Origin of the sequence: Actinoplanes nipponensis (genome assembly GCF_016862275.1) — a bacterium.
In the GTDB taxonomy this organism is placed as follows: domain Bacteria; phylum Actinomycetota; class Actinomycetes; order Mycobacteriales; family Micromonosporaceae; genus Actinoplanes; species Actinoplanes nipponensis.
On record NZ_BOMQ01000089.1, the window covers coordinates 87,748 to 112,589 of the forward strand.

Annotated in this window: 20 protein-coding genes and 1 tRNA gene; 11 read left to right on the top strand and 10 right to left on the bottom strand. The window is 75.9% G+C overall.

Annotated elements, in window-relative coordinates; translation table 11 throughout:
* Positions 1-5 precede the first annotated feature (5 nt).
* The 3 genes from Ani05nite_RS36580 to Ani05nite_RS36590 are packed head-to-tail and all read left to right on the top strand — an operon-like array spanning position 6 to position 4,513.
* The gene (locus Ani05nite_RS36580; RefSeq protein ID WP_203776087.1) at positions 6-1,160 is read left to right on the top strand and encodes an acyl-CoA dehydrogenase family protein; all 1,155 of its coding nucleotides are present in this window, start codon (positions 6-8) and stop codon (positions 1,158-1,160) included.
* Entirely contained in the window at positions 1,150-2,373 is a 1,224-nt protein-coding gene (locus Ani05nite_RS36585; protein WP_203776089.1) for an acetyl-CoA C-acetyltransferase, read from the top strand. The genes Ani05nite_RS36580 and Ani05nite_RS36585 overlap by 11 nt, the downstream gene beginning before the upstream one ends.
* A gap of 37 nt (positions 2,374-2,410) precedes the next feature.
* Complete coding sequence (locus tag Ani05nite_RS36590; RefSeq protein ID WP_203776091.1) at positions 2,411-4,513, top strand: 3-hydroxyacyl-CoA dehydrogenase NAD-binding domain-containing protein; 2,103 nt, start codon at positions 2,411-2,413, stop codon at positions 4,511-4,513.
* Between the two features lie 12 nt (positions 4,514-4,525).
* Here the strand turns inward: Ani05nite_RS36590 and Ani05nite_RS36595 are convergent, their stop codons facing one another.
* Together Ani05nite_RS36595 and Ani05nite_RS36600 are read right to left on the bottom strand one after the other, a co-directional pair.
* The gene (locus Ani05nite_RS36595) at positions 4,526-4,732 is read right to left on the bottom strand and encodes a hypothetical protein (protein WP_203776092.1); all 207 of its coding nucleotides are present in this window, start codon (positions 4,730-4,732) and stop codon (positions 4,526-4,528) included.
* Positions 4,729-5,745: a helix-turn-helix transcriptional regulator gene (locus Ani05nite_RS36600; protein ID WP_203776093.1), complete on the bottom strand. Its 1,017-nt coding sequence runs from the start codon at positions 5,743-5,745 to the stop codon at positions 4,729-4,731. The genes Ani05nite_RS36595 and Ani05nite_RS36600 overlap by 4 nt, the downstream gene beginning before the upstream one ends.
* A gap of 495 nt (positions 5,746-6,240) precedes the next feature.
* Here Ani05nite_RS36600 and Ani05nite_RS36605 point away from each other — a divergent pair, with 495 nt between their 5' ends.
* The gene (locus Ani05nite_RS36605; RefSeq protein WP_203776094.1) at positions 6,241-9,072 is read left to right on the top strand and encodes an AAA family ATPase; all 2,832 of its coding nucleotides are present in this window, start codon (positions 6,241-6,243) and stop codon (positions 9,070-9,072) included.
* On the opposite strand, the gene Ani05nite_RS36610 is transcribed toward Ani05nite_RS36605, so the two are convergent.
* Positions 9,073-9,669: a helix-turn-helix domain-containing protein gene (locus tag Ani05nite_RS36610; RefSeq protein WP_203776095.1), complete on the bottom strand. Its 597-nt coding sequence runs from the start codon at positions 9,667-9,669 to the stop codon at positions 9,073-9,075.
* 148 nt (positions 9,670-9,817) lie between these two features.
* Here Ani05nite_RS36610 and Ani05nite_RS36615 point away from each other — a divergent pair, with 148 nt between their 5' ends.
* Complete coding sequence (locus Ani05nite_RS36615) at positions 9,818-10,171, top strand: hypothetical protein (protein ID WP_203776096.1); 354 nt, start codon at positions 9,818-9,820, stop codon at positions 10,169-10,171.
* Here the strand turns inward: Ani05nite_RS36615 and Ani05nite_RS36620 are convergent.
* Positions 10,161-11,870 carry a serine/threonine-protein kinase gene (locus Ani05nite_RS36620; protein WP_203776098.1) on the bottom strand — a complete coding sequence of 570 codons (1,710 nt, stop codon included), beginning with the start codon at positions 11,868-11,870 and terminating at the stop codon, positions 10,161-10,163. The genes Ani05nite_RS36615 and Ani05nite_RS36620 overlap by 11 nt on opposite strands.
* A 201-nt stretch (positions 11,871-12,071) precedes the next feature.
* Here Ani05nite_RS36620 and Ani05nite_RS36625 point away from each other — a divergent pair, with 201 nt between their 5' ends.
* The 3 genes from Ani05nite_RS36625 (at position 12,072) to Ani05nite_RS36635 (ending at position 15,766) form a co-directional block, all read left to right on the top strand.
* A complete protein-coding gene (locus Ani05nite_RS36625) occupies positions 12,072-13,046 on the top strand; it encodes a methyltransferase (RefSeq protein ID WP_203776100.1) in 975 nt (324 codons plus the stop codon).
* 70 nt (positions 13,047-13,116) lie between these two features.
* Positions 13,117-14,205 (top strand): carboxylate-amine ligase, encoded by a 1,089-nt coding sequence (locus tag Ani05nite_RS36630; protein ID WP_203776102.1) that lies wholly within the window; start codon positions 13,117-13,119, stop codon positions 14,203-14,205.
* 169 nt (positions 14,206-14,374) lie between these two features.
* Entirely contained in the window at positions 14,375-15,766 is a 1,392-nt protein-coding gene (locus Ani05nite_RS36635) for a hypothetical protein (protein ID WP_203776104.1), read from the top strand.
* Between the two features lie 13 nt (positions 15,767-15,779).
* Here the strand turns inward: Ani05nite_RS36635 and selB are convergent, their stop codons facing one another.
* The 4 genes from selB to Ani05nite_RS36655 all read right to left on the bottom strand — a co-directional run bounded on the left by selB (position 15,780) and on the right by Ani05nite_RS36655 (position 20,264).
* Positions 15,780-17,549, bottom strand: coding sequence for a selenocysteine-specific translation elongation factor (selB, locus tag Ani05nite_RS36640; protein ID WP_203776106.1), 1,770 nt, complete (start codon positions 17,547-17,549; stop codon positions 15,780-15,782).
* Positions 17,549-18,868: an L-seryl-tRNA(Sec) selenium transferase gene (gene selA, locus Ani05nite_RS36645; RefSeq protein ID WP_203776109.1), complete on the bottom strand. Its 1,320-nt coding sequence runs from the start codon at positions 18,866-18,868 to the stop codon at positions 17,549-17,551. The genes selB and selA overlap by 1 nt, the downstream gene beginning before the upstream one ends.
* A 117-nt stretch (positions 18,869-18,985) precedes the next feature.
* Positions 18,986-20,146: an ATP-binding protein gene (locus Ani05nite_RS36650; protein ID WP_203776111.1), complete on the bottom strand. Its 1,161-nt coding sequence runs from the start codon at positions 20,144-20,146 to the stop codon at positions 18,986-18,988.
* A 22-nt stretch (positions 20,147-20,168) separates the two neighbouring features.
* Positions 20,169-20,264 (bottom strand) — tRNA-Sec (locus tag Ani05nite_RS36655).
* 67 nt (positions 20,265-20,331) lie between these two features.
* Here Ani05nite_RS36655 and selD point away from each other — a divergent pair.
* The 3 genes from selD (at position 20,332) to Ani05nite_RS36670 (ending at position 22,600) form a co-directional block, all read left to right on the top strand.
* On the top strand, positions 20,332-21,345 hold the full coding sequence (gene selD / locus Ani05nite_RS36660; RefSeq protein WP_203776113.1) for a selenide, water dikinase SelD: 1,014 nt from the start codon (positions 20,332-20,334) through the stop codon (positions 21,343-21,345).
* 249 nt (positions 21,346-21,594) lie between these two features.
* A complete protein-coding gene (locus tag Ani05nite_RS36665) occupies positions 21,595-21,804 on the top strand; it encodes a hypothetical protein (protein ID WP_203776115.1) in 210 nt (69 codons plus the stop codon).
* Positions 21,758-22,600 (top strand): hypothetical protein, encoded by an 843-nt coding sequence (locus Ani05nite_RS36670; RefSeq protein ID WP_203776117.1) that lies wholly within the window; start codon positions 21,758-21,760, stop codon positions 22,598-22,600. Before Ani05nite_RS36665 ends, Ani05nite_RS36670 begins: the two co-directional genes overlap by 47 nt.
* A gap of 19 nt (positions 22,601-22,619) precedes the next feature.
* Here the strand turns inward: Ani05nite_RS36670 and nrfD are convergent, their stop codons facing one another.
* Complete coding sequence (gene nrfD / locus Ani05nite_RS36675) at positions 22,620-23,597, bottom strand: NrfD/PsrC family molybdoenzyme membrane anchor subunit (protein WP_239131009.1); 978 nt, start codon at positions 23,595-23,597, stop codon at positions 22,620-22,622.
* A 170-nt stretch (positions 23,598-23,767) separates the two neighbouring features.
* On the bottom strand, positions 23,768-24,835 hold the full coding sequence (locus tag Ani05nite_RS36680; protein ID WP_203776121.1) for a 4Fe-4S dicluster domain-containing protein: 1,068 nt from the start codon (positions 24,833-24,835) through the stop codon (positions 23,768-23,770).
* Positions 24,836-24,842: the final 7 nt, after the last annotated feature.

Consider the following 24,842-nt stretch of genomic DNA (forward strand, 5'->3'; position numbering starts at 1 on the left):
GAACCATGCCGACGCCGGGAGCCTCACCGTGGCGCGAGCCGGAGCACGACGAGCTCGCCGATCTGGTCCGCGCCTTCTTCGCCAAGGAGGTCCTGCCGCACACCGCCCGGGTGCTCGCCCAGGGCCATCCGGACCGCGAGCACTACCGCCGGGCGGGTGAGCTGGGCCTGCTCGGCCTCTCCGTCCCGGCCGAGTACGGCGGCGGGGGCGGCGGCTTCTCCCACGAGGCCGTGCTGCTCGACGAGCAGATGCGCGCGGGCGACAGCAGCCTCGGGCTCGCCGTGCACAGCGGCATCGTCACCGGCTACCTGGTCGCCTACGGCACCGAGGAGCAGAAGCGGCGCTGGCTGCCCGGCCTGTGCGACGGCACGCTGATCGGCGCGATCGCGATGACCGAGCCCGACGGTGGCTCCGACCTGCAGGCCATGCGCACCCGGGCGGTGCGCGACGGCGACGACTACCTGGTCTCCGGCGCGAAGACCTTCATCAGCAACGGCGGGCTGGCCGACCTCGTCATCCTGGCCGCCAAGACCGACCCGGCCCAGCGCGCCGCCGGCGTCTCGCTGCTCGTCTGCGAGGTCGGCGAGGACAGCCCGGGCTTCCGCCGCGGCCGGCTGCTCTCCAAGATCGGCCTCAAGGGCAACGACACGGCCGAGCTGTTCTTCGACGACTTCCGGGTGCCCGCCGCCAACCTGCTCGGCGGCGCCGAGGGCCTGGGCTTCGCCCAGCTGATGGGCCAGCTCCCCCAGGAACGCCTGGTGATCGGCATCGGCGCGGTCGCCGCCATGGAACGCGCGATCGAGCTGACCGTGGCGTACGTCAAGGAGCGCACCGCCTTCGGCAAGCCGCTGATCGGCCACCAGAACACCCGCATGGTCCTCGCCGAGTGCGCCACCCGGACCCGCGCGAGCCGGGTCTTCCTGGACGACTGCATCGCCCGGCACGTCCGCGGCGAGCTGGACGTGGCCACCGCCGCGATGGCCAAGTACTGGCTCACCGAGGGCCAGTGCGAGGTGGTCGACCGCTGCCTGCAGCTGTTCGGCGGCTACGGCTACACCACCGAGTACCCGATCGCCCAGATGTACGCCGACGCCCGCGCCCAGAAGATCTACGGCGGCACCAACGAGATCATGAAGGAGCTGATCGCCCGTGCCCTCTGACGGTCAGGCGTACGTCTACGACGCCGTGCGCACCCCCCGCGGCCGTGGCCGCGCCACCGGTTCCCTGCACGGCGTCAAGCCGATCACGCTGACCGTCGGCCTGATCGACGCGCTGCGCGAGCGGCTGCCCGGCTTCGACACCGACCGGCTGGACGACCTGGTGATGGGCATCGTCACGCCGGTCGGCGAGCAGGGCGGCGACCTGCCGCGGGCCGCGGGGCTGCTGGCCGGGCTGCCCGACCACGTCGGCGGCGTCCAGCTCAACCGCTTCTGCGCCTCCGGGCTGGAGGCGGTCAACATCGCGGCGGCCAAGGTACGGTCCGGCTGGGACCACCTGCTGCTGGCCGGCGGGGTCGAGTCGATGTCGCGGGTGCCGATGGGCTCCGACGGCGGCGCCTGGGCGATGGACCCGGAGACCGCCCTGGCCACCTCGTTCGTGCCGCAGGGCATCAGCGCCGACCTGATCGCCACCCTGGAGGGCTTCGGCCGCGACGACGTCGACTCCTACGCGCTGCGCTCGCAGGAACGCGCGGCCAAGGCGTGGGCCGGCGGGCACTTCGCCCGCTCGGTGGTGCCGGTGCGCGACCGTACCGGCGGGGTGATCCTGGCCGCGGACGAGCACCTGCGGCCGGACACCACCCGGGCCGCCCTGGGCAAGCTCAGCCCGTCCTTCGCGGCGATCGGCGAGCAGGGCGGCTTCGACGCGGTGGCGCTGCAGAAGTTCCACTGGCTGGAGGAGATCGACCACGTCCACCACGCCGGGAACTCCTCGGGCATCGTGGACGGCGCGGCGCTGGTGCTGATCGGCTCCGACACCGCCGGGCGGGAGCTCGGGCTGACGCCGCGCGGGCGGATCGTCGCGGCGGCGGTCAGCGGGGCCGACCCGACCCTCATGCTCACCGGCCCGATCCCGGCCACCCGCAAGGCGCTGGCCACCGCCGGGCTGGGCGTCGAGGACATCGACCTGTTCGAGATCAACGAGGCGTTCGCCGCAGTGGTCCTCAAGTACACCCGCGACCTGGGCCTGGACCCGGAGCGGGTGAACGTCAACGGCGGCGCGATCGCGCTGGGCCACCCGCTCGGCGCCACCGGGGCCATGCTGCTGGGCACCGCGCTGGACGAGTTGGAACGCCGGGACCTGCGCCGGGCCCTGGTCACCCTGTGCATCGGCGGCGGCATGGGCGTCGCCACGATCATCGAGAGGTTGTCATGACCGACTGCCACGAGGGCATGACGAAGGCAGGCCCAGCATGACGGGCACGATCCGGTACGACCGCGACGCCGGCGGTGTCGTCACGCTCACCCTGGACGATCCCGGTCAGTCGGCCAACACGATGAGCCGGGCCTACGCCGCGTCGATGACCGCGGCCGTGGACCGGCTCGAGGCCGAGCGGGACGAGCTCACCGGCGTGATCGTCACCAGCGCCAAGCCGACGTTCTTCGCCGGCGGCGACCTGCCCGAGATGATCAAGGCGACGCCGGCCGACGCGCCCGCCCTCACCGCGCTGCTCACCACCATCAAGGCGGACCTGCGCCGGCTCGAGCGGCTGGGCCGCCCGGTGGTCGCCGCGGTGAACGGCTCGGCGCTGGGCGGCGGGCTGGAGATCGCGCTGGCCTGCCATCACCGGATCGCGCTGGACGCGCCGGGCGCCCGGATCGGCTTCCCGGAGGTCACCCTCGGGCTGCTGCCCGGCGCCGGCGGCGTGACCCGCACCGTCCGCATGCTCGGCCTGGCCGACGCCCTGACCAGGATCCTGCTGACCGGACGGCAGTTCCGTCCCGCCGCCGCCCGGGCCGCCGGGCTGGTGGACGAGGTCGTGGGCACCCCCGAGGAGATGCTGGCCGGCGCGCGGGCCTGGATCGCCGCCCACCCGGACGCGGCCCAGCCCTGGGACCGGCCCGGGTACCGGATCCCCGGCGGTGGCCGGGCCCTGGCCGCGCAGCTGCCGGCGTACCCGGCGAACCTGCGCAAGCAGCTGAAGGGCAACCGCCTGCCGGCGCCCGAGGCGATCCTGGCCGCGGCGGTCGAGGGCACCCAGGTCGATGTGGACACCGCGCTGAGGGTGGAGACGCGCTACCTGGTGTCGCTGCTGACCTCGCAGATCGCCAAGAACATGATCGGCGCGTTCTTCTTCGACCTGCGGGCGGTCAACGGCGGCGCGAGCCGGCCCGCCGTCGAGGTCGCCCCGGTGACCCGGGTGGCGGTGCTCGGCGCCGGGATGATGGGCGCCGGGATCGCGTACGCGTGCGCCCGCTCCGGGCTGGACGTCGTGCTCAAGGACGTCACCGCCGAGGCCGCCGCGCGGGGCCGCGGGCACGCCGAGAAGCTGCTGTCCCGCGAGGTCGCCAAGGGGCGGCTGGACGCCGAGCGCGCCGCGGCCGTGCTGGCCCGGATCACCGCCACCGCCGATGTCGCCGCGCTGACCGGCTGCGACGCGGTCATCGAGGCGGTCTTCGAGGACCCGGCGCTCAAGCACGCGGTGTTCGCCGAGGCCGAGCCGGTGCTCGCCCCGGACGCCCTGCTCGCCTCGAACACCTCGACGCTGCCGATCACCGGCCTGGCCGCCGGGGTGCGCCGGCCGGCGGACTTCATCGGCATGCACTTCTTCTCGCCGGTGGACCGGATGCCGCTGCTGGAGATCGTGGTCGGCGAGCGGACCGGCGACGCGGCCCTGGCCCGGGCGTTCGACCTGGCCCGGCGGATCGGCAAGACCCCGATCGTGGTCAACGACGGCCGGGGCTTCTTCACCAGCCGGGTCATCGGGCGGTTCCTCGACGAGGCGGTCACCATGCTGGCCGAGGGCGTGCCGGCGCCGTCGATCGAGCAGGCGGCGCTGCAGGCGGGCTACCCGACCGGGCCGCTGGCGCTGGCCGACGAGGTGTCGCTGAGCCTGATCCAGCGCATCCGGCGCCAGTTCGAGGCCGCCGCCGGCGACGACTTCCCGGTGCTGCCCGGGCACGCGGTCGTGGACCGCATGCTGGACGAGCACGACCGGCCCGGACGCGCGGCCGGCCGGGGCTTCTACGACTACGACGCCGGCCGCCGCGGCCGGCTCTGGGCCGGCCTGGCCGCCCTGGCCACCGCCGAGGGCCGCGCGATCCCGCTGATCGACCTGCAGGAACGGATGATGTTCGCGGAGGCGCTGGACGCGTTGCGCTGCCGCGACGAGGGCGTGCTGCGCTCGGAGGCCGACGGCGACATCGGCTCGCTGCTCGGCATCGGCTTCCCGGCCTGGACCGGCGGCGTGCTGCGCTACGTCCGGCAGTACCCGGGCGGGCCGGCCGGTTTCGCGGCGCGGGCGGCCGAGCTGGCCAAGACGTACGGCGAGCGCTTCACGCCGCCGGCGCTGTGACGGCCGGCCGGCTCAGAAGCAGGTGCCGCAGTTGCCGTTCGGCTCGTCGACGACGCCCCCGGGGTAAGGCGTCCCCGGGTGGACGACCAGGGGGCTGACGACCGGCGGCGGCGCCGTCGTCCCGCCGGCCGGGACCGCCGCCGCGGCCGGTGCGGCCGGCGCCACGGCGAGCAGGGCGGCCGCCAGGGCGGCGGCGGACAGCGTGCGCGGGCTCATCATCGGGACTCCTCGACGGGGTGGGTGGCCGGGACGGCGGGGGACGGTACGGCGATCGCGTGCGCGGCGCCGAGGACGAGCGCGAGCTGGAAGCGGTTCTCGACACCGAGACGGTCCATGAGGCCGCGCAGGGCGTAGACCACGGTCCGCCGGCTGAGACCGAGCTCGTGGGCGGCGGTCTGTTCACTGTGGCCGGCGGCCAGCATGTCGAGAATGGCCTGCTCGCGGGTGGTGAGCATGATGGGTGGCACCCCTTGTCGCTGAGGATCGGCGGCAGTGACCCAGAGCCGGCAGAAGACCTGGACCAGCCGGTCGACGGCGTCGGGGTCGGCCACCTCCACCGCCCCGGCCTCGAAGTCGGCGGGGTCCGCGGGGAAGATGGCCGCCCGGCGGTCGAACACCATGAGCTTGAGCGGCAGGCTCTCGGCCTCGCGGTGCTCGCTGCCCGGCAGCGGCTCCCGCCAGGTGACACCCCGCCGCGGCCGCCCGAGCGTGCGCAGGCGCACGCCGCGGGCGAGCAGGGCCCGGTCGACGGGGTCGGCCGCGGCCACGGCGTCCGGGCTGATGACGTCCTCGGTGTTGATGGCCAGATGCTCGTGCCGCTCGGCCGCGGCGAGCTCGGCGATCCGGCCGCGGGTGGCCTGCCGGGTGGGCAGCCGGCGCAGCAGGCCCGGCGGGATCCGGTCGAGGTGGAGGCCGGCGACCGTGGCCAGGTGCCGCTGGTACACCTCGCCGACCGCGGCAGGGTGGCGGCGGCGCTGCAGCAGCGCGGTGACCCGGCCGGGCTCGACGGCCGACCAGACGCGCTCCCGGCCGTGGTAGCCGGGCCGGACGGCGCCGACGGCGAACAGCTCCTCCACGGCGCGACCGATCCGCGCCTCGGGCACGTCGACCTGGCGGGACAGCTGCGCGCCGGTGGCCGGTCCGGACAGGGTCAGGGTCCGGTAGACCAGGTCCGCGTGCGGGGACAGTCCCCACCGGCCCAATGGCGCAATGACCGTGGTGGCCCTCGTCATCGCCTGTCACCCACTGCCCGTACCCCCGTTCGGCCGCGACTGCATCACGCCCGCGACGGTGCGGGCAAGGCCCGCGGGACTCGACGTTGCGCTCGTGCGCAAGCCGGGTCCGGGCCCGATGCCGATCAGCATCGCCGCTCACTGCCCACTTGCGCAATCGATGCCGGTCGACTTCTGGCCCGGGACCGGCGGCGATGCTCTATTGGGGAGCGACGGGGGTCAGCCGGCCACGGACCAGGGCCGGCCGGGCGGTACGGGCTCTCATGGCCAGGGGGATCATGAGGGCGGGAAGCGGTCGCCGACGCGACCCGGGGTGGACGACCGGGCCCCGCCGAGCGGGGCCGCGCCGGGAGGGGTGAAGCCTTCCGGCGCGGCCACCGGCCCAGGCGCCCCAGGGGGAGCAGACTAGCGCCTGCGGCCACGGTGCGTAACGGTCTCGTGCACCATCAGACAGATCGATGGACATCGACGAACAGCCGGGTTCAGGATCGCGGTGTGCAGCCCGAAGACATGCCGGACGCGTTCCTCAGCTACGCCCGCGAGGACGACCGGATCCTGAACAAATTCATCACCGGCTTCCGCAACCGGCTGGCCGACGAGGTGCGCCTGCAGACCGGCGAGCCTTTCACGATCTTCCAGGACAACCAGACGATGCTCTGGGGCGACAACTGGCAGGAGGTCATCGAGGCGGCGGTGGGCGGCGCCCGGTTCCTCATCCCGATCGTGACACCGTCGTTCCTGGGCAGCGGATACTGCCGGGAGGAGGTCGAGCTGTTCCGGCGGGCCGAGCAGCGCCGGGGCCGCGCCGACCTGATCCTGCCGGTGCACCTCGTCCAGACCGACGCCGTCACCGACAAGCGGCTCCGGGGCGCCGACGCCGTCGCCGACCTGCTGTCCGGCCGCACCATGCCCGACCTCACCGCCCTGAGCCGCCGGTCGATCGCGTCGCCACTGGTGAAGCAGACGATCGCCGAGCTGGCCCGGCACATCAAGGAGCGGCTCGCCCGCGACCGGACCGGCGGCGCCGGCCCGACGCGGCCCCCGCCGGACGTCCCGGCCCTCCCCGACTTCGTGCCGGTGCCGGTGCAGGACCGCGTCGGCGTTCTCGACGACCTGAAGGCGGCCCTGGCGCAGCCCGGCACCGTGGCGATCGAGCTGTACGGCGAACCCGGCATCGGCAAGACGGCCATCGCCGTGCAACTCGCTCACGACCTCGCCCGGGAGCGGACGGCGAGATACCTGACCGCCACCGGCAACCCGGCCGTGACCGTGAACTCGGTCCTGGAGAGCCTGGCCCGCGCCGTGCCCGATCCCGAGGACCACGACCGGCTGCTCGAACGGCTGGCCGGCCCGGAGATGGACCTGCTCACCCGCCTGGACGAGGTGCTCGACCGGCTCGGCCGGCAACCGGTGCTCCTCGTCGTCGACGACGCGCAGGAACTGCTCTCCGGCGGCGCGCTGCCGGACGACGGGCTGGGCCTGCTCCTCGCCGAGCTGGCCGGCCACCACGGGCACCGGGTCCAGCTCCTGTTCGTCACGGCCGAACCCCTGCCGCTGCGCGGTCTGGCCCGCGTCCGCGTGGCCGAGGGCCTGCCTTCGCCGTTCTTCGGCCGTCTGCTGGCCGACCTGGAGGCCACCCGCGCGGTGGGCCTCGCCACGCTGCCGGAACCCGAGCTGCAGCGGGTGACCGGGGGGCGGCCGCGGTCGGCCGAGCTGATCTACGGGATCCGGGCCGGCCAGTCCCCGCCGGCCTACGACCCGCTCCCCGCGGGGGCCGGTCCCCCGGGCCTGGAGGCCGCGCTGCTGGACAGCCTCGACGAGGCCGGGGCCGGCGTGCTGCAGGCGCTGGCGGTCTACGGCCGCCCCGCCCGCGCCGACGCGGTGGCTCACCTCGCCGAGCTGCCGGAACCGGAGGTCGGCGCGATCCTGGCCGAACTCGTCCGGCGGCGCGTCGTCCGCCGGCACGGCGATCGTCACCACCTGCCCGCCGCGGAGGCGGAGCGACTGACGGTCGCCCTCGCGCCCGGGACCCTGGCCGAGCGGCGCCGGCACGCCGCCCGGTTCCTCGAGGCCGCCGCGCGGGGCCGGCCGGCCGGCTGCCTGGCCGATCTGGCGGATGCGCTCGACGCCATCGACCTGCACGTCTCCGCCGGCAACGCGTCCCATGCGCTGGCCCTCATGACGGACCTCGACGAACGCCACCTGAAGGAGTGGGGCCACAGTGACGTGCTGACGCCCTGGCTGCGCCGGCTGTCCGGCGAGCTCACCGACCTGGGCGAGCAGGTGCAGAACGCTGCCCTGCTGGGCCGGGCGCTGGCGCACCAGGGCCGGCTGGACCAGGCCATCCTGACGCTCTACGCGGCCGGAAGGCTGAACAACGCGCTGCGCAGCACCGACAACCAGCTGACCCTGCTGGTCCAGCTGGGCGGCTACCACTTCCGGGCCGGGGAGGTCCGGCGGGCCGCGGCCCGGTACGGCGACGCGCTCCGGGCGGCGCCGGCCGGGCATCGGATGATCGCCGCGGCCTGGGCCGGGCTGGCCCTGTGCCGGGCCGAGACCGGTGACTTCACCGCGGCGCTGGACGGCATCGGGACCGCGCGCCAGGCCGTCGGCGGGGACGCGTCCGGCTCCGAACTGCTCCGGGTACGGCTCCGGCTCAGCGAGGCGGCGATCCGACTGGAGCTGGGCGAACGCGGCTGCCTGGAGCTGGCCCGGGAAGCCGGCGACACCGCCCGGCGCGCCGGGGCCGACGTGCTCGGCGCTCGGTGCGACGAGGTGCTGGCGCGCGCGTGGATGCTCCGCGACCGCCGCGAGGACGCGCTGGCCGCCGCGGCGGCGGCGTACCGCGTGGGCACCCGGGTGGGCAGCCCGGAGCTGACCCGGACGGCGGGAACGACGCTGGCCACGGTGCGGCTGTGGCGCGGCGAGATCGAGCCGGCCCTGGTGGCGGCGCGGGTGGCCGCCCGGTTCCGGCGGAACCCGCTGGTCGCCGAAGCGATCGCCGTGAAGGGAGTGGCCGCCTACCGGACCGGCCGCGACGACCGGCTCGCCGCGGCCGCGTTCCGGGAGGCCGCGCAGCGCGCGAGGGATCTGCTGGACCGTCAACCCGGTTCCTACCGGCTGCACGAGACGCATGGTCTGGCCCTGGCCGGGCTGGCGCTGCAGGACGGCGGCGACGAGGAGGCGGCCGTCGCGGCGTACCGCCGGGCGATCGCGGTGGACCACGACGTTCCCGGCGCGGCCCGGCGGCGGCAGGTGCTGTTCGCGGCCCTCACCGCCGAGGAGTCCGATCGGGTGCTCCCCCGCCTGCGGGACCTGCTCGGGTGATCAGAGCCAGCCACGCGCCTGAGCCCTGACGATGGCGTCGGTGCGGTTCTCTGCGCCCAGCCGGGTGTAGAGCTCACGCAACAGCCGGAACATCATCCGCTCGGAGTACCCCGCCTCGACGGCGATCTGACCGACGGTCCGGCCGGCGGCCAGGCCGCGCAGCCACTTGCGCTGGTCCGGCGTCGGCCGGTCCGATGCGGGCTCCGGTGGCCGGGACAGGGCGCGCAGGACCTCGACGGGCACGAGGCTCTGGCCCCGTACCGCCGCGGCGAAAGCCTCGCTCAGGGCCGACGGGCTGGCATCGCGGGCGACCACGCAGGCCGCCCCGGCGCGCAGCGCCCGCACCGACGCGGCGACCGACACCTGGTCGAGCAGGGCGACCAGCACGACCTCCGACCGGCTGTGGTGCAGCTCCTCCAGCAGCTCCCAGTCGGTCTCCGACCGGATGGTCAGGACCACGGCCCGGACCTGCTCGTCGCGGACCCAGCCGGCGAGGTCCTCTGGCGCGTCAGACTCGAAGCCGGCGTCGTGCAGAATTCGCCGGACGCCGTGACGGAACACCGGCAGGGGATCGGCGACGGCGATCCGCAGTTGCATGGAACGTCGACCTCCGAGCGTCCGGACCGAGTGCCCGCTGATCCTTGCCGATGCTCGTGGCGGACGCCAGCGGGCCGTCTCTGTGCAGGATCGTGCCGTCACGATGGCGTCATGGACCGGCAGACCGACTCACACTTAGCGTGAGGACGTGCCTACTCCTAGTGATCCAGACGACCCGCCGCTGTGGTCGCGGGGCGGCGGAGACGACGACTTCCACGAGACCGAGGTCTTCTCCACGCTGGGCGAGCTCAAGGTGGAGATCGAAGCGTGCCTCGACCACTTCGCGGCTTCGCACCACACAGTGGCGGAGATCATCGAGCAACTGCAGGCGATCTCCGACCGGCTCGGCTGGTCCGCCGCCGAGACGCAGTCCGAGGCCCTCCTGCAGGCGTCGTACGGGCTGACCCAGGTGCTGGAGGTGCTTGACAACGCCCGGGTCAACCTCGCCGAGGTCCACGAGTACGGCGCGTCCTACCTGCGCAGCCTCGGATTCACCAGGTGAACTCGCGGCCCTGCGCCTCGCCGCCCGGCAGCAGCGACCGGCCGGTGTACCGCCAGGACTCGACCACGACGTAGCGGTGCCCGCGCGGCGCCTCCAGGTCCACCGGCCCGCAGGTGTGCTCGGGGGCGAAGTCGGTGAACATCATGCCCTCGCAGGTGTACGGCCCGGCGACGACCTCGTCGGTGCCCGCCTCGCGGACCGCCAGCGAGACGTCCGCCTGCACGCCCGGGCCGGCCTCGATGTGACCCACCACCCGGATCGCGGCGCCCACGGCATGGCAGGGCCGCGCCAGCACCGGATGGCCGATGTCCCAGTTCAGCTCGTCGCCGCACTGCCACGGCCCGAAGGCCACCTCGGCGGCCGCTCCCACCGACGCGCCGGCGGCCGGCGCGCCGGCGGGCAGCCCGGCCGGGGGACGCCGCGACTCCCTCGCCGGGCCGCCGGCGGCGGCGGAGGACCGGGCGGCGGAGGACCGGGCGCCGTCGCCCGGCGGGACGGCCGAGCCCCGCTCCGCCACCCGCACGGCCGGCGCCGCGGCGCTCGGCCCGGGGGTGCCCAGCGCCTGCGCCGGCGCCGGTCCGGCGCTGGTGCGGGCGGCGGCCGGCGCGCCGATCGCCTGCCACACGGTGTAGCCGCCGACCGCGGAGGCGGTCAGCGCCCCGGCGATCAGCGCGATGATCGCCCCCGAGCGGCCCCAGACCCAGCTGCGCGGCCGGTTCAGCGGGCGGCGGCGGGGGGCGACGGCCGGGCGCGGCGGGGCGGGTGGGGCCACCCCGCCCGGGGGCTCGGTGTCGCCGTGGCCCAGCGGCGCGGGCAGGGGCGGTTCGCCGGCGGCGATCCGGGCCAGGTCGCGCAGCATCGGGGCGAGCTCGTCGCCGGGCGGGCGCCGCCGCGGGTCCTTGTCCAGGCACGCGTCGATCACCGCCCAGGCCGGGTCGGACAGGCCCGGCGGGCGGGTGACCGCGTCGTCCAGGTGGCGGCGCAGCACGGCGAGCGGCTCGCCGGTGAACGGGGTACGCCCGGTGAGCAGCTCGTAGAGGACCACGCCGACGGCGTACACGTCGGCCTCCGGGCCCGCGTCGCCGCCGCTGATCACCTCCGGGGCCATGTAGTGCGGCGTGCCGATGATGGCGTGCGGCGTGGTGAGCCCGGCCGCGTCGACGACCCGGGCGATGCCGAAGTCGGTGAGCCGAGAGTCGGCGCGCCCGTCGACGGTCTGCAGCAGGATGTTGTCCGGCTTGACGTCGCGGTGCACCACGCCCAGCGCGTGCGCCTCGGCCAGCGCGGCGGCGACCTGGGCGAGCAGCCGGGCCGCCTCGGCGCCGGCCAGGGTGCCCGCCGAGCGCAGCCGTTCGCGCAGGCTGCCGCCGGCCACGAAGTCCATCACCAGGCCGAGCGACTCGCCGGCGCTGAACAGGTCCCGGACGCCGACGATGTGCTCGTGGCGCACCAGCATCAGGATCGTGCGCTCCTGCACGAAGCGGGTGACCAGTTTCGGCTGGCGCAGCAGGCCCTCGTGCAGCAGCTTGACGGCGACCTGCTCGCCCGAGGTGCGCTCGATCCCCCGCCACACCGTGCCGGTGGCGCCCTGCCCGACGGGGCAGATCAGGATGTACGAGTTGCCGACGCACCGGCCACTGAGGTCGACGGTGGCGGGCTCGTCGAGGCCCGTTCCGTGGGTGGCGGAGTCTGGCTGCACGTCTCGTGGTGTCCTTTCGGCGGCGGCATCGCTGGCGACGACGATGGTCGTGGTCGATCCCGGGCCGGGCAATGGGGCAGCGCCCGAAGTGTCGGGAAGAGTCAGGTCATCGACGCTGCCGTCACCATTCGTCGCATTCCTCGTTGGGAAACGCACGAAATCAGCAGGAATGACTGACGTGTTCCCGGGCATCACGCGCCCATGACCACGACGAACCAGACGAGGACCAGGGCGACGGCCGACGTCGCGGCCGATACCGCGCTGCGCCGCCTGGGCCGTCTCCTCCAGCAGAGCGGTTATGCGTTCACCACCGTTACACCAGCCACCCACGAACGGGTGAACGCGCGCGCGGGGCACGCCCGCGCGCGGGACCTGCGGGACGTGTTCGGCTGGAGCCGGCCGTTCGGCCCCGGCGTGCTCCCCGGGCCGTTCCTCGCGCTCATGGACGACGCCGGCGTCCTGGACCGCGACGGGGACGGCTGGCGCAGCCGGGTGCGCTTCTCCTCGTACGACGGCGAGCTGTTCGTGCACTCGTCCTTCCCCACCACCGCGGCCGACGCGGTCTTCTTCGGCCCGGACACCCACCGGATGGCGGACGCCGCGGCCGCCCAGCTGCGGACCCGCCGGCGACCGGTGCGCCGCGCCGTGGACGTGGGCTGCGGCACCGGGGCCGGGGCGGTCACCGTGGCCAAGCGCGCGCCGGAGGCCGAGGTGCTGGCCGTCGACGTCAACGACGCCGCGCTGCGGTTCGCCTCGGTCAACACCGACCTGGCCGGCACCCCCGGAGTCCGGCCCGTCCGCAGCGACCTGCTCGCCGACGTCGACGGCGACTTCGACCTGATCATCTCCAACCCGCCGTTCATGATCGATCCGGCCGGCCGGGCCTACCGCGACGGCGGAGGCGAACACGGGCACGCGCTGCCCCTGGCCGTCCTCGGCGCCGCCGCCGAGCGCCTCACCCCGGGCGGCTCCCTGGTGCTGTTCAGCGGCACCGGGATCGTGGCCGGGCGGGACCCGTTCCGGCAGGCCGCCGCCGAGGTGCTGGCCGGCACGGACCTGCGGTGGTCCTATCGTGAGGTGGACCCGGACGTCTACGGCGAGGAGCTCGACGGCCCGGCGTACGCGCACGCCGAGCGCATCGCCGTCGTCCTGCTCACCGCCGTCCGCCCGGACTGAGCCGGCCGGCGCCGATCCCCCGCCGGGCCGCCCCGCGGCCCGGCGCCGCCCTGCGTGAACGGTGGAGACGATGGTCCTGACGGTGGGCGTGGAGGAGGAGTTCCTGCTGCTCGACCCGGTCACCGGGGAGAACGCCCCGGTGGTGGAGAAGGTGCTGGCCGGCCTCACCGGCGCGGCCCGGGCGCAGAGCCGGCTGGAGGTCCGGCACAGCATGGTGGAGATGGTCACCGGCGTCTGCACCGGGCTGGCCGAGGTCCGCGAGCAGCTCGGCGGGCTGCGCCGGGCCGCCGCCGAGTCGGCCGCCGCCACCGGCGCCGCCCTGGTCGCGATCGGCGCCACCCCGATCGCGGACCCGCGGCGCACGGTCACCGACAACCCCCGGTTCCGGGCGATCGGGCGGCACTACGGCCCCATCGCCCACGACCCGGCGGTGTGCGGCTGCCACGTGCACGTCGGCGTGAGCGACCGCGAGCTCGCCGTCCGGGTCTGCGACCGGCTGCGGGTGTGGCTGCCGGTGGTGCAGGCCCTGACGGTCAACTCGCCGCTGTTCTCCGGCGCGGACACCGGGCACGCCAGCTGGCGGTCGATGCAGCTGGAGCGCTGGCCCGGCCTGGGACCGGCGCCGCTGCACGGCTCGGGCGCCGGCTACGACCGTACGGTGCGCACGCTGGTCGCCTCGGGCGTGATGCTCGACGAGAGCATGGTGCTCTGGTACGCCCGCCCGTCCGCCACCTGGCCCACAGTGGAGGTCCGGGTCGGCGACGTCGGCCTGACCGTCGACGACGCCGTGCTGGTCGCCGGCCTGATCCGGGGGCTGGTCGGCGCCGCCGTCGAGGACGTCGTGGCCGGGCGGCCGGCCCCGGAGGTCCCCGACCACGTGCTGCGCGCCGCGCACTGGAACGCCGCCCACGCCGGCCTCGCGGGCACGCTGCTGGACCCGGTCCGCGGCGTCGCCCGGCCGGCCTGGGACCTGGTCGGTGAGCTGGTCGCCGCCGTCACCCCGGTCCTGGCCCGGCACGGCGACCTGGCCGGCACGCACGACGGGCTGCAGCGGTTGCGCCGGACGGGCACCGGCGCCGAGCGGCAGCGCCGGATCCTGGGCCGCACCGGCGACGTCCCGGCCACCCTGACCGAGCTGGCCCGCCTGACCGTGAGCTGAGCCGGCGACGGCGCAGATACCACGAATGTTCGGCGCGGACCGGGGTACTCGCCGCGCGGCCGCCGGCGCCGCGGACGGGACGGGACGAGGCGCCGGCCGGGTGGGACGCGGCCCGGCGACCCCGGCCGTCACCCCTGCCCGCCGTACGCCCCACCCGAAGGAGCCCGCCGTGACGGATCCACTGGCGCCGCCCGCTCTCGGCGCCGAGCGCGTCGTCTGCCCGGACGGCCCGGAACGGCCCCTGCTGGAGGCCGTCTCCCGGGCCCTGCTGCGGCGTGGCTGCGAGGACCTGGACCGGGTGCCGGTGCTGGGCCGGCGCGGCAACCTGCCGGGCGACCTGCGGGGCCCGGCGCTGGCGTACGAGGACTGCGCCGAAGCCGTGCCGCTGGCCCAGGTGGACCGGGTGGACGCGGCCGCGGTGGCCGGCTGGGTCACCGGGCGCTACCCGGCCGGGCCGTACCCGGCGGTCGTGCTGGGGTCGGCCCACGGCAGCGCGGCGCACCTGGCCGCGGCCCTCGGCGCGCCCTGGCTGCCGACCGGCTTCACCGTCCGGGTGCCGTGGCCGGGCGGCAGCGTCGGCGACTGGCCCGCGGCGATGGAGTGGGGCGCGCAGCTGGCCGACCTGATCCTGGCCGGGAACCCGGGCGTGACCGTGCGCCAGGTGCACGACCCGGCCGGGCGCGGCCCGTTGTGCGGGGCGACGGTGACCCTGCACGTGCGCTGGCAGCGGCTGCCCGCCGCGTACCGGGAGTTCCTGCACACCGGCCTGCGGCCGGGCGGCACCGCGCTGACGCTGCGGGACACCCGGACCTGGCCGGTGCTGGAGCTGACCGACCGGCACAGCTTCCAGCTGGGCAGCCCGGCCAACGGGCTGCGGCACGAGGACCAGACGGTGGACAACCCGTCGTTCCGGCGGCTGCTGGAGAGCCTGGGCGAGGACCGCTGGTCGACGCCGCACCTGGACACGCCGCCGCGCTACGCCGAGACCGCCGGCGAGCCGGAACTCGACAGCGAGCTGCGGCGGTTCGGGGCGGACGCCGCCCGGCCGGTGCACCGGGTGCTGTACCCGGGGCCGGAGGTGCTCAGCGCCTGCGTGGCCGACCTGTACCGGGAATGGCTGGACAGCTCCGGCCGCGACAGCGACAGCTGTGTGGTGGAGAGCGGCCGGCTGATCGACCCGTGGCAGGTGCTGACCGCGGGGCTGGTGCCGTACTGGTGCGAGTCGGCGGCCCGGCCCGCGCTCGACGCCGCCGAATGGTGGCTGGCCGGCAGCCGGGCCTTCGCCGCCGTGACCGCCCTGCCGGACCCGCCCGGCACCATCTGCGACGCGTACGCCGGGGCCGCGCAGTGGCGGGCGCTCACCACCTTCGCCGGGCAACACCCGCACCTGAGCCGGACCGCGCTCAGCCGGTATCCGACGCTGCCGCTGCCGATCAGCCACGCCTCCGAGGTGCTGCGCCTGCGCCACGGACGCACCGGCGCCCCGGGCCGGTTGCCGCTGGACCATGCGGTGTCCGCGCTGCGGCGTTCCGGGTCGCGGCTGGGACTGCTCGTGGTCTGAACGGGCCGGCGGCTCAGCGGGGCGCGACTTCAGCGGCCGCCACCACCCGGCGGTCGTCGGCGGTGTGCCGGGTGACCCCGGTGCTGTCGAACAGCTCCAGCAGCGGCACGGCGACCCGGCGGCTGGTGTCCAGCGCCTGCCGGGCCTCGCTGACGGTGAACGGGTGCGGCAGCCGCGCCAGCACCTGCGCCGCCCGCCGCGGCGCGTCGGCGCGCAGGACGACGTTGTCCGCGAGCTGCACCACCAGGCCGGCGCGGACGGCGGCGCCGAGCTGCCGGGCGCCGAGCCCGAGCTCGGCCAGCCGGTACGCCTCCGGCGCCACGAACGGCCGGTCGCCCAGCCCGTCGAAGGCCCGGTCCACCGCCGCGACCAGCTCGGCGGGCACGCCGGCCCCGGCGGTGGAGACGCGCCCGCCCCGCGCCACCAGCGGCGGGCGCACGAGGGCCTCGACCAGCGCCCGGTCGGGCAGGCCGAGCCGGCGCCGCAGGGCCTCGACGGGGGCGCCGGGCTCCAGGGGGTGCTCCCGGGCGTGCCGGTCCACCTCCCGGGCCAGCCGCCCGGCCAGCCCGGACCAGTGCGCCGGGTCCGCGAGCCAGTCGCCGGCCACCGGGTCGCCCGGCTCCTCGACGCCCATCCGGAGCAGGTCGTCGCGGCGTACCAGCAGCCGGCGGCGCAGCTCGCCGGCCAGGTCGGGCCGGCCCGGCAGCTCGGCCAGCACGGCGGCCCGGGCCGCGGCCGCGCCCCGCCGGTCGAGCCCGGGCGGTACGACGTCCAGCACGGTCACGCCGCCGGCCACGTGGTGCCGGCCGGGATCGCGCAGCAGCGCCCGGTCCCCGATCCGCAGCGGCAGCGGGCTGTGCAGCCGCAGCCGGGCGGTGTCCGCGCCCAGCGGCCGGACCCGGGCGCTGACGGCGGCGGATCCGATGTGCAGCGTGACGGTCGCGGGCAGCCCGGCCACCGGGTCCCCGTGCACCCGGACGTCGACCAGGTCGGTGAGCCGGAACCGGCCGGGGGTCAGCAACGCCCGGCCGCGGCCGACCGTCTCCTTGTCGACGCCGCGCAGGTTGACCGCCACCCGCGCCACCGCGCCGACCCGCCCGGCCGCGGCGCCGAGGCTCTGCAGCCCGCGCACCCGCACCGGCCGGGCGGCCCCGGTCAGCTCCAGCTCGTCGCCGGCCCGCAGCTCGCCCGCGCCGAGCGTGCCGGTGACCACGGTCCCGGCGCCCCGGACGGTGAACGAGCGGTCGATCCACAGCCGGACCGGAGCCGCCGCGTCGGGCGCGGGCAGCCGGGCGACGAGCCGGTCCAGGGCGGCCCGCAGCGCGTCGATCCCGGTGCCGGTGACGCCGCTGACCGCGACCGCCTCGACCGCCCCGAGCGAGGTGGCGGCGAGCTCGGCGCGGGCCGCCGCGGTGGCGGGCCCCGGATCGGCGAGGTCGCTGCGGGTGACGACGAGCAGGCCGTGCCGTACGCCGAGCGCGTCGAGGGCCGCGAGATGCTCGGCCGACTGCGCCCGCCAGCCCTCGTCCGCGGCGACGACGAAGACGGCGGCCGGCACCGGCCCGACCCCGGCGAGCATGGTGGCGACGAACCGCTCGTGCCCGGGCACGTCGACGAACGCGACGGTGGCGCCCGAGGGCAGCGACGTCCAGGCGAAGCCCAGGTCGATGGTCATGCCCCGGCGGCGTTCCTCGGCCCACCGGTCGGGTTCCATCCCGGTCAGCGCGCGGACCAGCGTGGACTTGCCGTGGTCGACGTGCCCGGCGGTGGCCAGGACGTGCATCAGCGGCCCTCGGCGCGGCCGGCCACGACCGCGGCCCGGACGGCGGCGACCAGGTCGGCGTCGCGGTCGGCCGGCACGCACCGCAGGTCCAGCAGGAGCCGGCCCCGCTCGACCCGGCCGACCACCGGGGTGGGACCCAGCCGCAGCGCTTCGGCGTACCGGCCGGGCAGCGACAGCGCCCACGACGGGAGCTCGAGCTCGGGCGCCCCGCCGCCGCCGACGACCGCGACGGACTCCACCAGCTCGGCGTCGGCGTCGGCCAGCCCGGCGCGGGCCTGCTCGGTGCGGGCCCGCAGGGCGCCGGGGTCGTACCGCAGCGCCTGCCAGGTCGGCGTGGCCGGGCCGGTCAGGGTGGCCTGCAGCGCGGCGAGGGTCAGCTTGTCGACCCGCAGGGCGCGGGCCAGCGGATGCCGGCGCAGCCGCCCGACCAGCTCGGCGGCGCCCAGCAGCAGCCCGGCCTGCGGGCCGCCGAGCAGCTTGTCGCCGCTGGCGATGACCAGGTCGGCCCCGGCGCCCAGCGTGGACGCGGCGTCCGGCTCGGCCGGCAGCAGCGGGTCGGGCGCGAGCAGCCCGGAGCCGATGTCGGCGACCACCGGCACCCCGAGACCGGTCAGCTCGCCCACCTCGACGGCCCGGGTGAACCCGCGCACCACGAAGTTGGACGGGTGCACCTTGAGGATGAAACCGGTGTCCGGCCCGACGGCGGCCGCGTAGTCGGCGCGCGCGGTGCGGTTGGTGGTGCCGACCTCGCGCAGCCGCGCCCCGGTCGACTCCAGCAGGTCGGGCAGCCGGAACCCGTCGCCGATCTCGACCAGCTCACCCCGGCTGACCACGATCTCCCGGCCGGCGGCGAGCGCGGTGGCGGCCAGCACGAGCGCGGCGGCGCCGTTGTTGACCACGTGCACGTCCCCGGCGGCGGGCACCGCGGCGGCCAGCGCGGCCAGCGCGGTGCGCCCGCGCCGGGCCCGGCGGCCGGTGCCCAGGTCCAGCTCGACGTCGGTGTGCCCGCCGGCGGCGACGACCGCGGCGAGGGCGGCCGGCGACAGGGCGGCCCGGCCCAGGTTGGTGTGCAGGATGACGCCGGTGGCGTTGAGCACGGTCCGCAGCCCGCCGGCGGTGCCGGGCAGGGCGGCGACCGCGGCCGCGGCGACCTGGGCGGGCTCCAGCTCGCCGGCGCGGACCCGCTGCTGGGCGGCGACGACCGCGGCCTTGACCGGCCCACGGCCGAGCCGGGCGGCGGCCTCGACGAGCCGGGGATCGGCGAGCACCGCATCGGTACGCGGGACCAGCCTGCGCCGGTCAACCGTGGCCTCAGCCAACCCCTGCCTCCTCCGTCGCGTGCCGCCGATCCACCGTACTGCGAGCGGCCCGAGGTGGGCGGGACGGCTCACCTCGGCCAGGCGAGGAGCAGGATGATCACGGCCGCCGGGCGTCGATCACCAACCCCTCCGCTTGCTGATCTCGTCGGCGACATCCTCGACGGTACGGCCGTCGGTGTCGATCCGCACGTCGCCGATATCGGCGCTTTCCAACGCCGCCGCCTGCGCGACCGCAGCTTCGCGCGCACGAGCCAGCACGACAGCGGGTCGGCCACGCAGCTCGTCACCGGCGATGGGTGGGCCGCCGCCCAGCCCTCGCTGCCGGATGCGCTCGGCCAATTGGTCGGGACCCGCGTGCAGCCGGTAGAGCCGCACGGTGGCGGCGGGCAGGGTCCGGAGATAGCGAAGGACCTGGCTGTGGTGCTCGACCGGGCCGACCACCACCAGGCGCCGGGCGCCGTACCCGTGGAAGTCGGCCCAGACAGCGGCGAGATTCGCCGCCTTGAGCCGGTGGTGGCCGGCATCGTGCCCGGTCGCCGGGTGGAGGAAGCCGATCTGCTGCAGGTCGACGAACCCGGTGATGTGTCCCGCACGCCGCGACCGGTCAGCCACTTCCCAGCCGATCATCGACTTGCCGACCGCCGTCGTACCGCACAGCCAGAGGATCTCACCGGGCGTTCGCGGCGGGTCCGGCCAGGGACCGGGCTGTCGGACGGGCTGGTCCGGCCACCGGTCGCGGACGGTTCGGAGTACCTCGGCGACCGTGCGCCCGGTGGTGTCCAGGACCGGGTAGTCGAGCGAACCGCGGTCGAGGACCTCCGCGTCGCGCAGCGCCGATTCCCGTTGTTCCCCGGGACGGGCCCGGGCCTCCAGGCGCCGGCGCAGCTCCGGCTGGTCACAACGCATCCGTAACACGGTGAGCGCGGCCCGCGTCAGGTACTCGGTATGGATGCCCCGGCGGGAGTCGATACATCCCGAGACGATGAGGCAGCCGGCGCCGGCCGCCGCGAAGTTGGCGACCGCACGACCGAGGATGCGCCCCTGCAGCAAGGTGCGGCCGGGATCGGACGGAATCTCCGGGAAGCACATGCCCACCTGGTCGATGTCGATGTACCCGGCTGCGGGCAGCCCGGTGAACAGCTCCCACGCCACGGCGGACTTGCCCACGCCCGAAGGGCCACACAACCACAGCACTGGAAGAGCCGGCACAGCCGGAGCATCACCCACCGCCGCGTCCGCCGGCAAACACTTTCCCGTACTCACAGCGACCGCGTCCACAGCTCAACGGGCGACTGCGGAGTGGCGGAGGCGGACGGGAATCGAACCCGCCCGGCCCAGATACTGGGCCACACCGGTTTTGAAGACCGGGAGGGGCACCAGCCACCTGAACGCCTCCGCCGATCACCCTAGGCCGCCCGCCCCGGCCCCGCACGGCGGGATGCCCCCGGTCATGCGAGAGTGCGATGGTGACGAGCACACAGGCCCGGCGGCTGACCGGGTACGCGCACGGCGGCGGCTGCGCCTGCAAGATCCCTCCCGGCGAGCTGGAGACCGTGGTCTCCGGCCTGCTGGGTGAGTCCGCGCCGCGCGGCCCCGGGGAGCTGCTGGTCGGGCTGGACGACGGGGACGACGCGGCCGTGGTGCGGATCTCCGGCGGGGTCGCGATCGTCGCCACGGCCGACTTCTTCACCCCCGTGGTGGACGACGCCTACGACTGGGGCCGGATCGCCGTGGCCAACGCGCTGTCCGACGTGTACGCCATGGGCGGCGCGCCCGTCGTCGGCATCAACCTGCTGGCCTGGCCGCGGGACGTGCTGCCGATGGAACTGGCCGCCGAGGTGCTGCGCGGCGGGTTGGCCGTGGCCCGGGAGGCCGGCTGCCACGTGGCCGGCGGCCACAGCGTCGACGATCCCGAGCCCAAGTACGGGATGGCCGTCACCGGCATCGCCGACCCGGACCGGCTGATGCGCAACGACGCCGGGGTGGCCGGGGTGCCGCTGACCCTGACCAAGCCGCTGGGTCTCGGGGTGCTCAACAGCCGGCACAAGCGGACCGGTGAGGTGTTCCCGCAGGCCGTCGCGGCCATGACCGAGCTGAACCGGGCCGCCGCCGAGGCCGCGCTGGCCGCCGGCGTCGTGTGCGCTACCGACGTGACCGGGTTCGGCCTGCTCGGGCACCTGCACAAGCTGGCCCGCGCCAGCGGGCTGACCGCGCGGATCGACGCCGCCGCGGTGCCGTATCTCGAGGGCGCCCGGGACGCGCTGGCCGCCGGCCACGTCAGCGGCGGCACCCGGCGCAACCTGGACTGGGTGCGGCCGCACCTGGTCGCGGCCGGGGTCGGCGAGGACGAGCTGCTGCTGCTGGCGGACGCGCAGACCTCCGGCGGGCTGCTGGTGGCCGGCGAGTTGCCCGGCCACCCGGTGATCGGCGAGCTGCTGGCCGCCCACGGCGACGGGACCACGGTGCTGGTCGGGTGAGCGCGGGGGCCGGCGCCGTCAGTGCTCTGCGAGCGCTGCGGCACACGGCCGTGCTGGCGGCGCTCGGCACCCTGGGCAGCGCCCGGCCGGCGCCCGCCGGCTGGACCACGCCGGTTGACGACCGTCGGGAGTGGCACATCCCGGCAATTCCCGGTCGCTCCGGGGTGGCCGTCCCGGGTCGGGGGTACTGACGCGGCTCGCAGCCGCGCCGGTCCGATCCGGACCGGGAATTTCCGACAGGAGCCCCCCGTGACGACCGAGCCGTTCGCCCGGCGGATACCGGACCCCGACGAGCCGCAGCTGTCCCCCGCGGACATCGCCGCCGGCGAGAGGTACGCCGAGCCGCACGATCCCGGCCCCGCCGAGCAGTACGCCGGCGCGCCCGTCCCCGACCCGTGGGAGGAGGCGTCCGATGGCGAGCTGGAGCCTGGTGCCGTGCCTGGTGACCCTCAGGAGTGAGTTCAACCAGGTCGCGCCCGGCCGGGACAAGTCGAGCGACGGCTCCATCGGCGACACCGCGCACGCGCAGAGCTCGTCGGACCACAACCCGGACGAGACCGGCAGCACGCCGTACGAGGACGCCGACTCGATCAACGAGGTCCACGCCATCGACGTGGACCGGGACCTGCGCACGCCCGGCTGGACGATGCCGAAGGCGGTGGAGATCATCGTCGTCCGCCACCGCCAGGGCCGGGACGACCGCCTGCAGAACGTGATCTACAACCGCCGGATCTGGTCCCGCTCGTGGGGCTGGACGGCGCGCGCCTACACCGGGTCGAACGCCCACACCCAGCACGCGCACTTCTCCGCCCGCTACACCACCGCCCAGGAGCGCGACACCCGGCCCTGGGGCCTACTGGAAGCCGAGGAAGACGACATGGCCACGATCACCCAGTCCGATTTCAACGCCCGCATGGACGCGTGGTGGAACTCCCGGATGAGCCCCAACGCCGAGGACAACCCGCAGCGCGCCGCCCTGCGCGTGGCCCCCTGGCAGCAGACCGTCGGCCGCACCGGGCGCAGCACGCACGAAGTGGTGTTCACCGACATGCTGGCCCTGCTCCAGCAGGCCGCCGGGGTGGATCCCGAGCAGGCGGCCAAGCAGCTGCTCGCCGGGCTGGACGACCAGGCCGTCCTGGACGCCGCGGCGGCCGCCCTGGCCGATCCCGAGCGGTCCAGCGAGCAGACGGCGGCCATGCTGCGGACCGCCCTGGGCGACCGCGCCCAGGAGGTGGGCCGGCTGCTCGCCGGCTGACCGCCCGGCGCGGCGGTCGCTACTGCGCCGGCCCCTGGGTCTTGGCGTCCGGGGCGCCGCCGTTCTCGGCCGCCCGCCGGGCCAGCCGCTCCCGCTGCGGCAGGACGGTGTACTTCGGGTCGCGCGCCGAGGCCAGCCCGCCCTCGAAGATGCCGAACCGGGTGGCCAGCGAGGCTGTCAGCAGCGACAGGCCGGACAGCGCCGAGACGACCCGGCTGCGCCGGCCGAGCACCGCCCCGGCGACGCCCAGCGCGGTCAGCGCCCGCCCGGTGCGCAGCAGCCGGCCGGGCCGGCCGAGCGCGTACGGCTCGCTGAGGATGCCCTTGGTGGTCTCCACCCGGTGCGCGCCGTACAGCTCCATCGCGGCGCCGAAGACGGCCATCCGCCGGGCCGGGCCGGCCTGCGCGACCGGGGCGGCCAGCAGGCCGACCCCGGCCCCGCTGGCCAGCGCGCTGCCGGCGAAGACATAGGGCAGTTCCGGGTACGCCGCGTGCCAGCTCGGCGTCGCGGTGTCGGCCAGCAGCACCGCCGTGTAGGTGGCCAGGGCCGGCGCCACCAGGGCGGCGCCGTACTGTCCGGCCGTGCCCGCCGGCGGCAGCAGCTTGCGGGCCACGCCGAGCACTCCCCGTTCGGGCAGCAGCGGGGCCGCCTCGGCCACCGCCGCCGCGCCGGCGGCCGCGCCGAACGCGCTGAGGATCCAGGTGCCCATCGACATCGGCGAGGTGGGCTTGGCCACCCGCAGCATGTGCAGGAAGCGTTCCGGCCGGCCCAGGTCGTGGACCAGGAAGTACGTGCTGGCCACGAGCGCGCCCAGGGCGCCGACCCGGCCGGCGCGGCGCAGGGCGGGCCGCCCGGAGGCGTCGCCGCCGGCCGCGAGCAGCGCGGAACCCGCGGCGAGACCGCCGGTGAACAGGTACGCGGCGACGTCGTGGTGCCAGACCGCGGCCTTGACGATCGGCCGGCCGTAGTAGGACCGGAACTCGGCCGGCGGCACCATGGACCGGTCCCCGCCCCGGCCTCCCCCGCCGCCCCGCCGGCGTCCCTTGACGGCGGGGTCGCGGACCGGGCCGCCGGCCGCCTCGTCGCGGGCCAGGCCGCTGCCGGGCCGGCCCGCGGGGGGCGGGCTGAGCGACTCGTCGCGGGGACGTTCCGCTTCCTCGCGCGGCCTCATGGGCGCCGTCCCAGGAAGGACACGACCACCGTGGCGGCCATCGCCAGCGCCGCCACCGCGGCCCGCTTGTACATGTCCGGCAGGTCCCGGGTGGTCACGATCGGGTCCGGGGGCAGGCCGTACACCTCCGGCTCGTCGAGCAGCAGGAAGAACGCCCCGTCCCCGCCCACGCCGTCGTCGGGGCTGTTGCCGTACAGGCGGGCCGAGTCGACGCCCTGCTCGTGCAGCTTCTCCACCCGGTGCTGGGCGCGGGCGCGCAACTCGTCGAGCTCGCCGTACTGGATCGACTCGGTCGGGCAGGCCTTGGCGCAGGCCGGGGTCAGGCCGTCGCCGATCCGGTCGTAGCACATCGTGCACTTCCAGGCCCGGCCGTCGTCCTGGCGCTGGTCGATCACGCCGTACGGGCAGGCCGGGATGCAGTAGCCGCAGCCGTTGCAGATGTCCTCCTGCACCACCACCGTGCCGAACTCGGTGCGGAACAGCGCGCCGGTCGGGCAGACGTCCAGGCAGGCGGCGTGGGTGCAGTGCTTGCAGACGTTGGACATCATCAGCCAGCGGAAGTCGCTGCGCGGCGCGTCCATCGTGCGGCCGGGCAGGTCGGCCATCGGCATGCCGAGGAACTGCGGCTCGGCCCGCGGCGGGGCGATCGTGGCCGCGGCGGCGAGCGCGTCGACAGCGGGCGGGATGCCCGGGTCGGTGCCCATGTCCTGCCCGGAGCCGGCCGCCACCACGGCGGTGTGCGCGCTGACCGACGGGCCGACCGGCAGTCCGGCGAACGCGCCCGGGCTGTCCGTGGCGCCGCCGCGGTTGGCCACCGGCTGCTCGATGAACGCGACGTGGCGCCACGAGTTCGCGGTCAGGCCGCCGGTGTTGTCGTACGACTGGCCCAGCAGGTTGAACCCGTCGTCCGGGATCAGGTTCCACTCCTTGCAGGCCACCTCGCACGCCTTGCAGCCGATGCAGACGCTGGTGTCGGTGAAGAAGCCCATCCGGGGCGGCGCGTCGACGTGACCCGCGTCCGGCGCGGGGTCCAACGGGCCGTAGAGGCTGTTCGGACCGGCCATCAGGCCT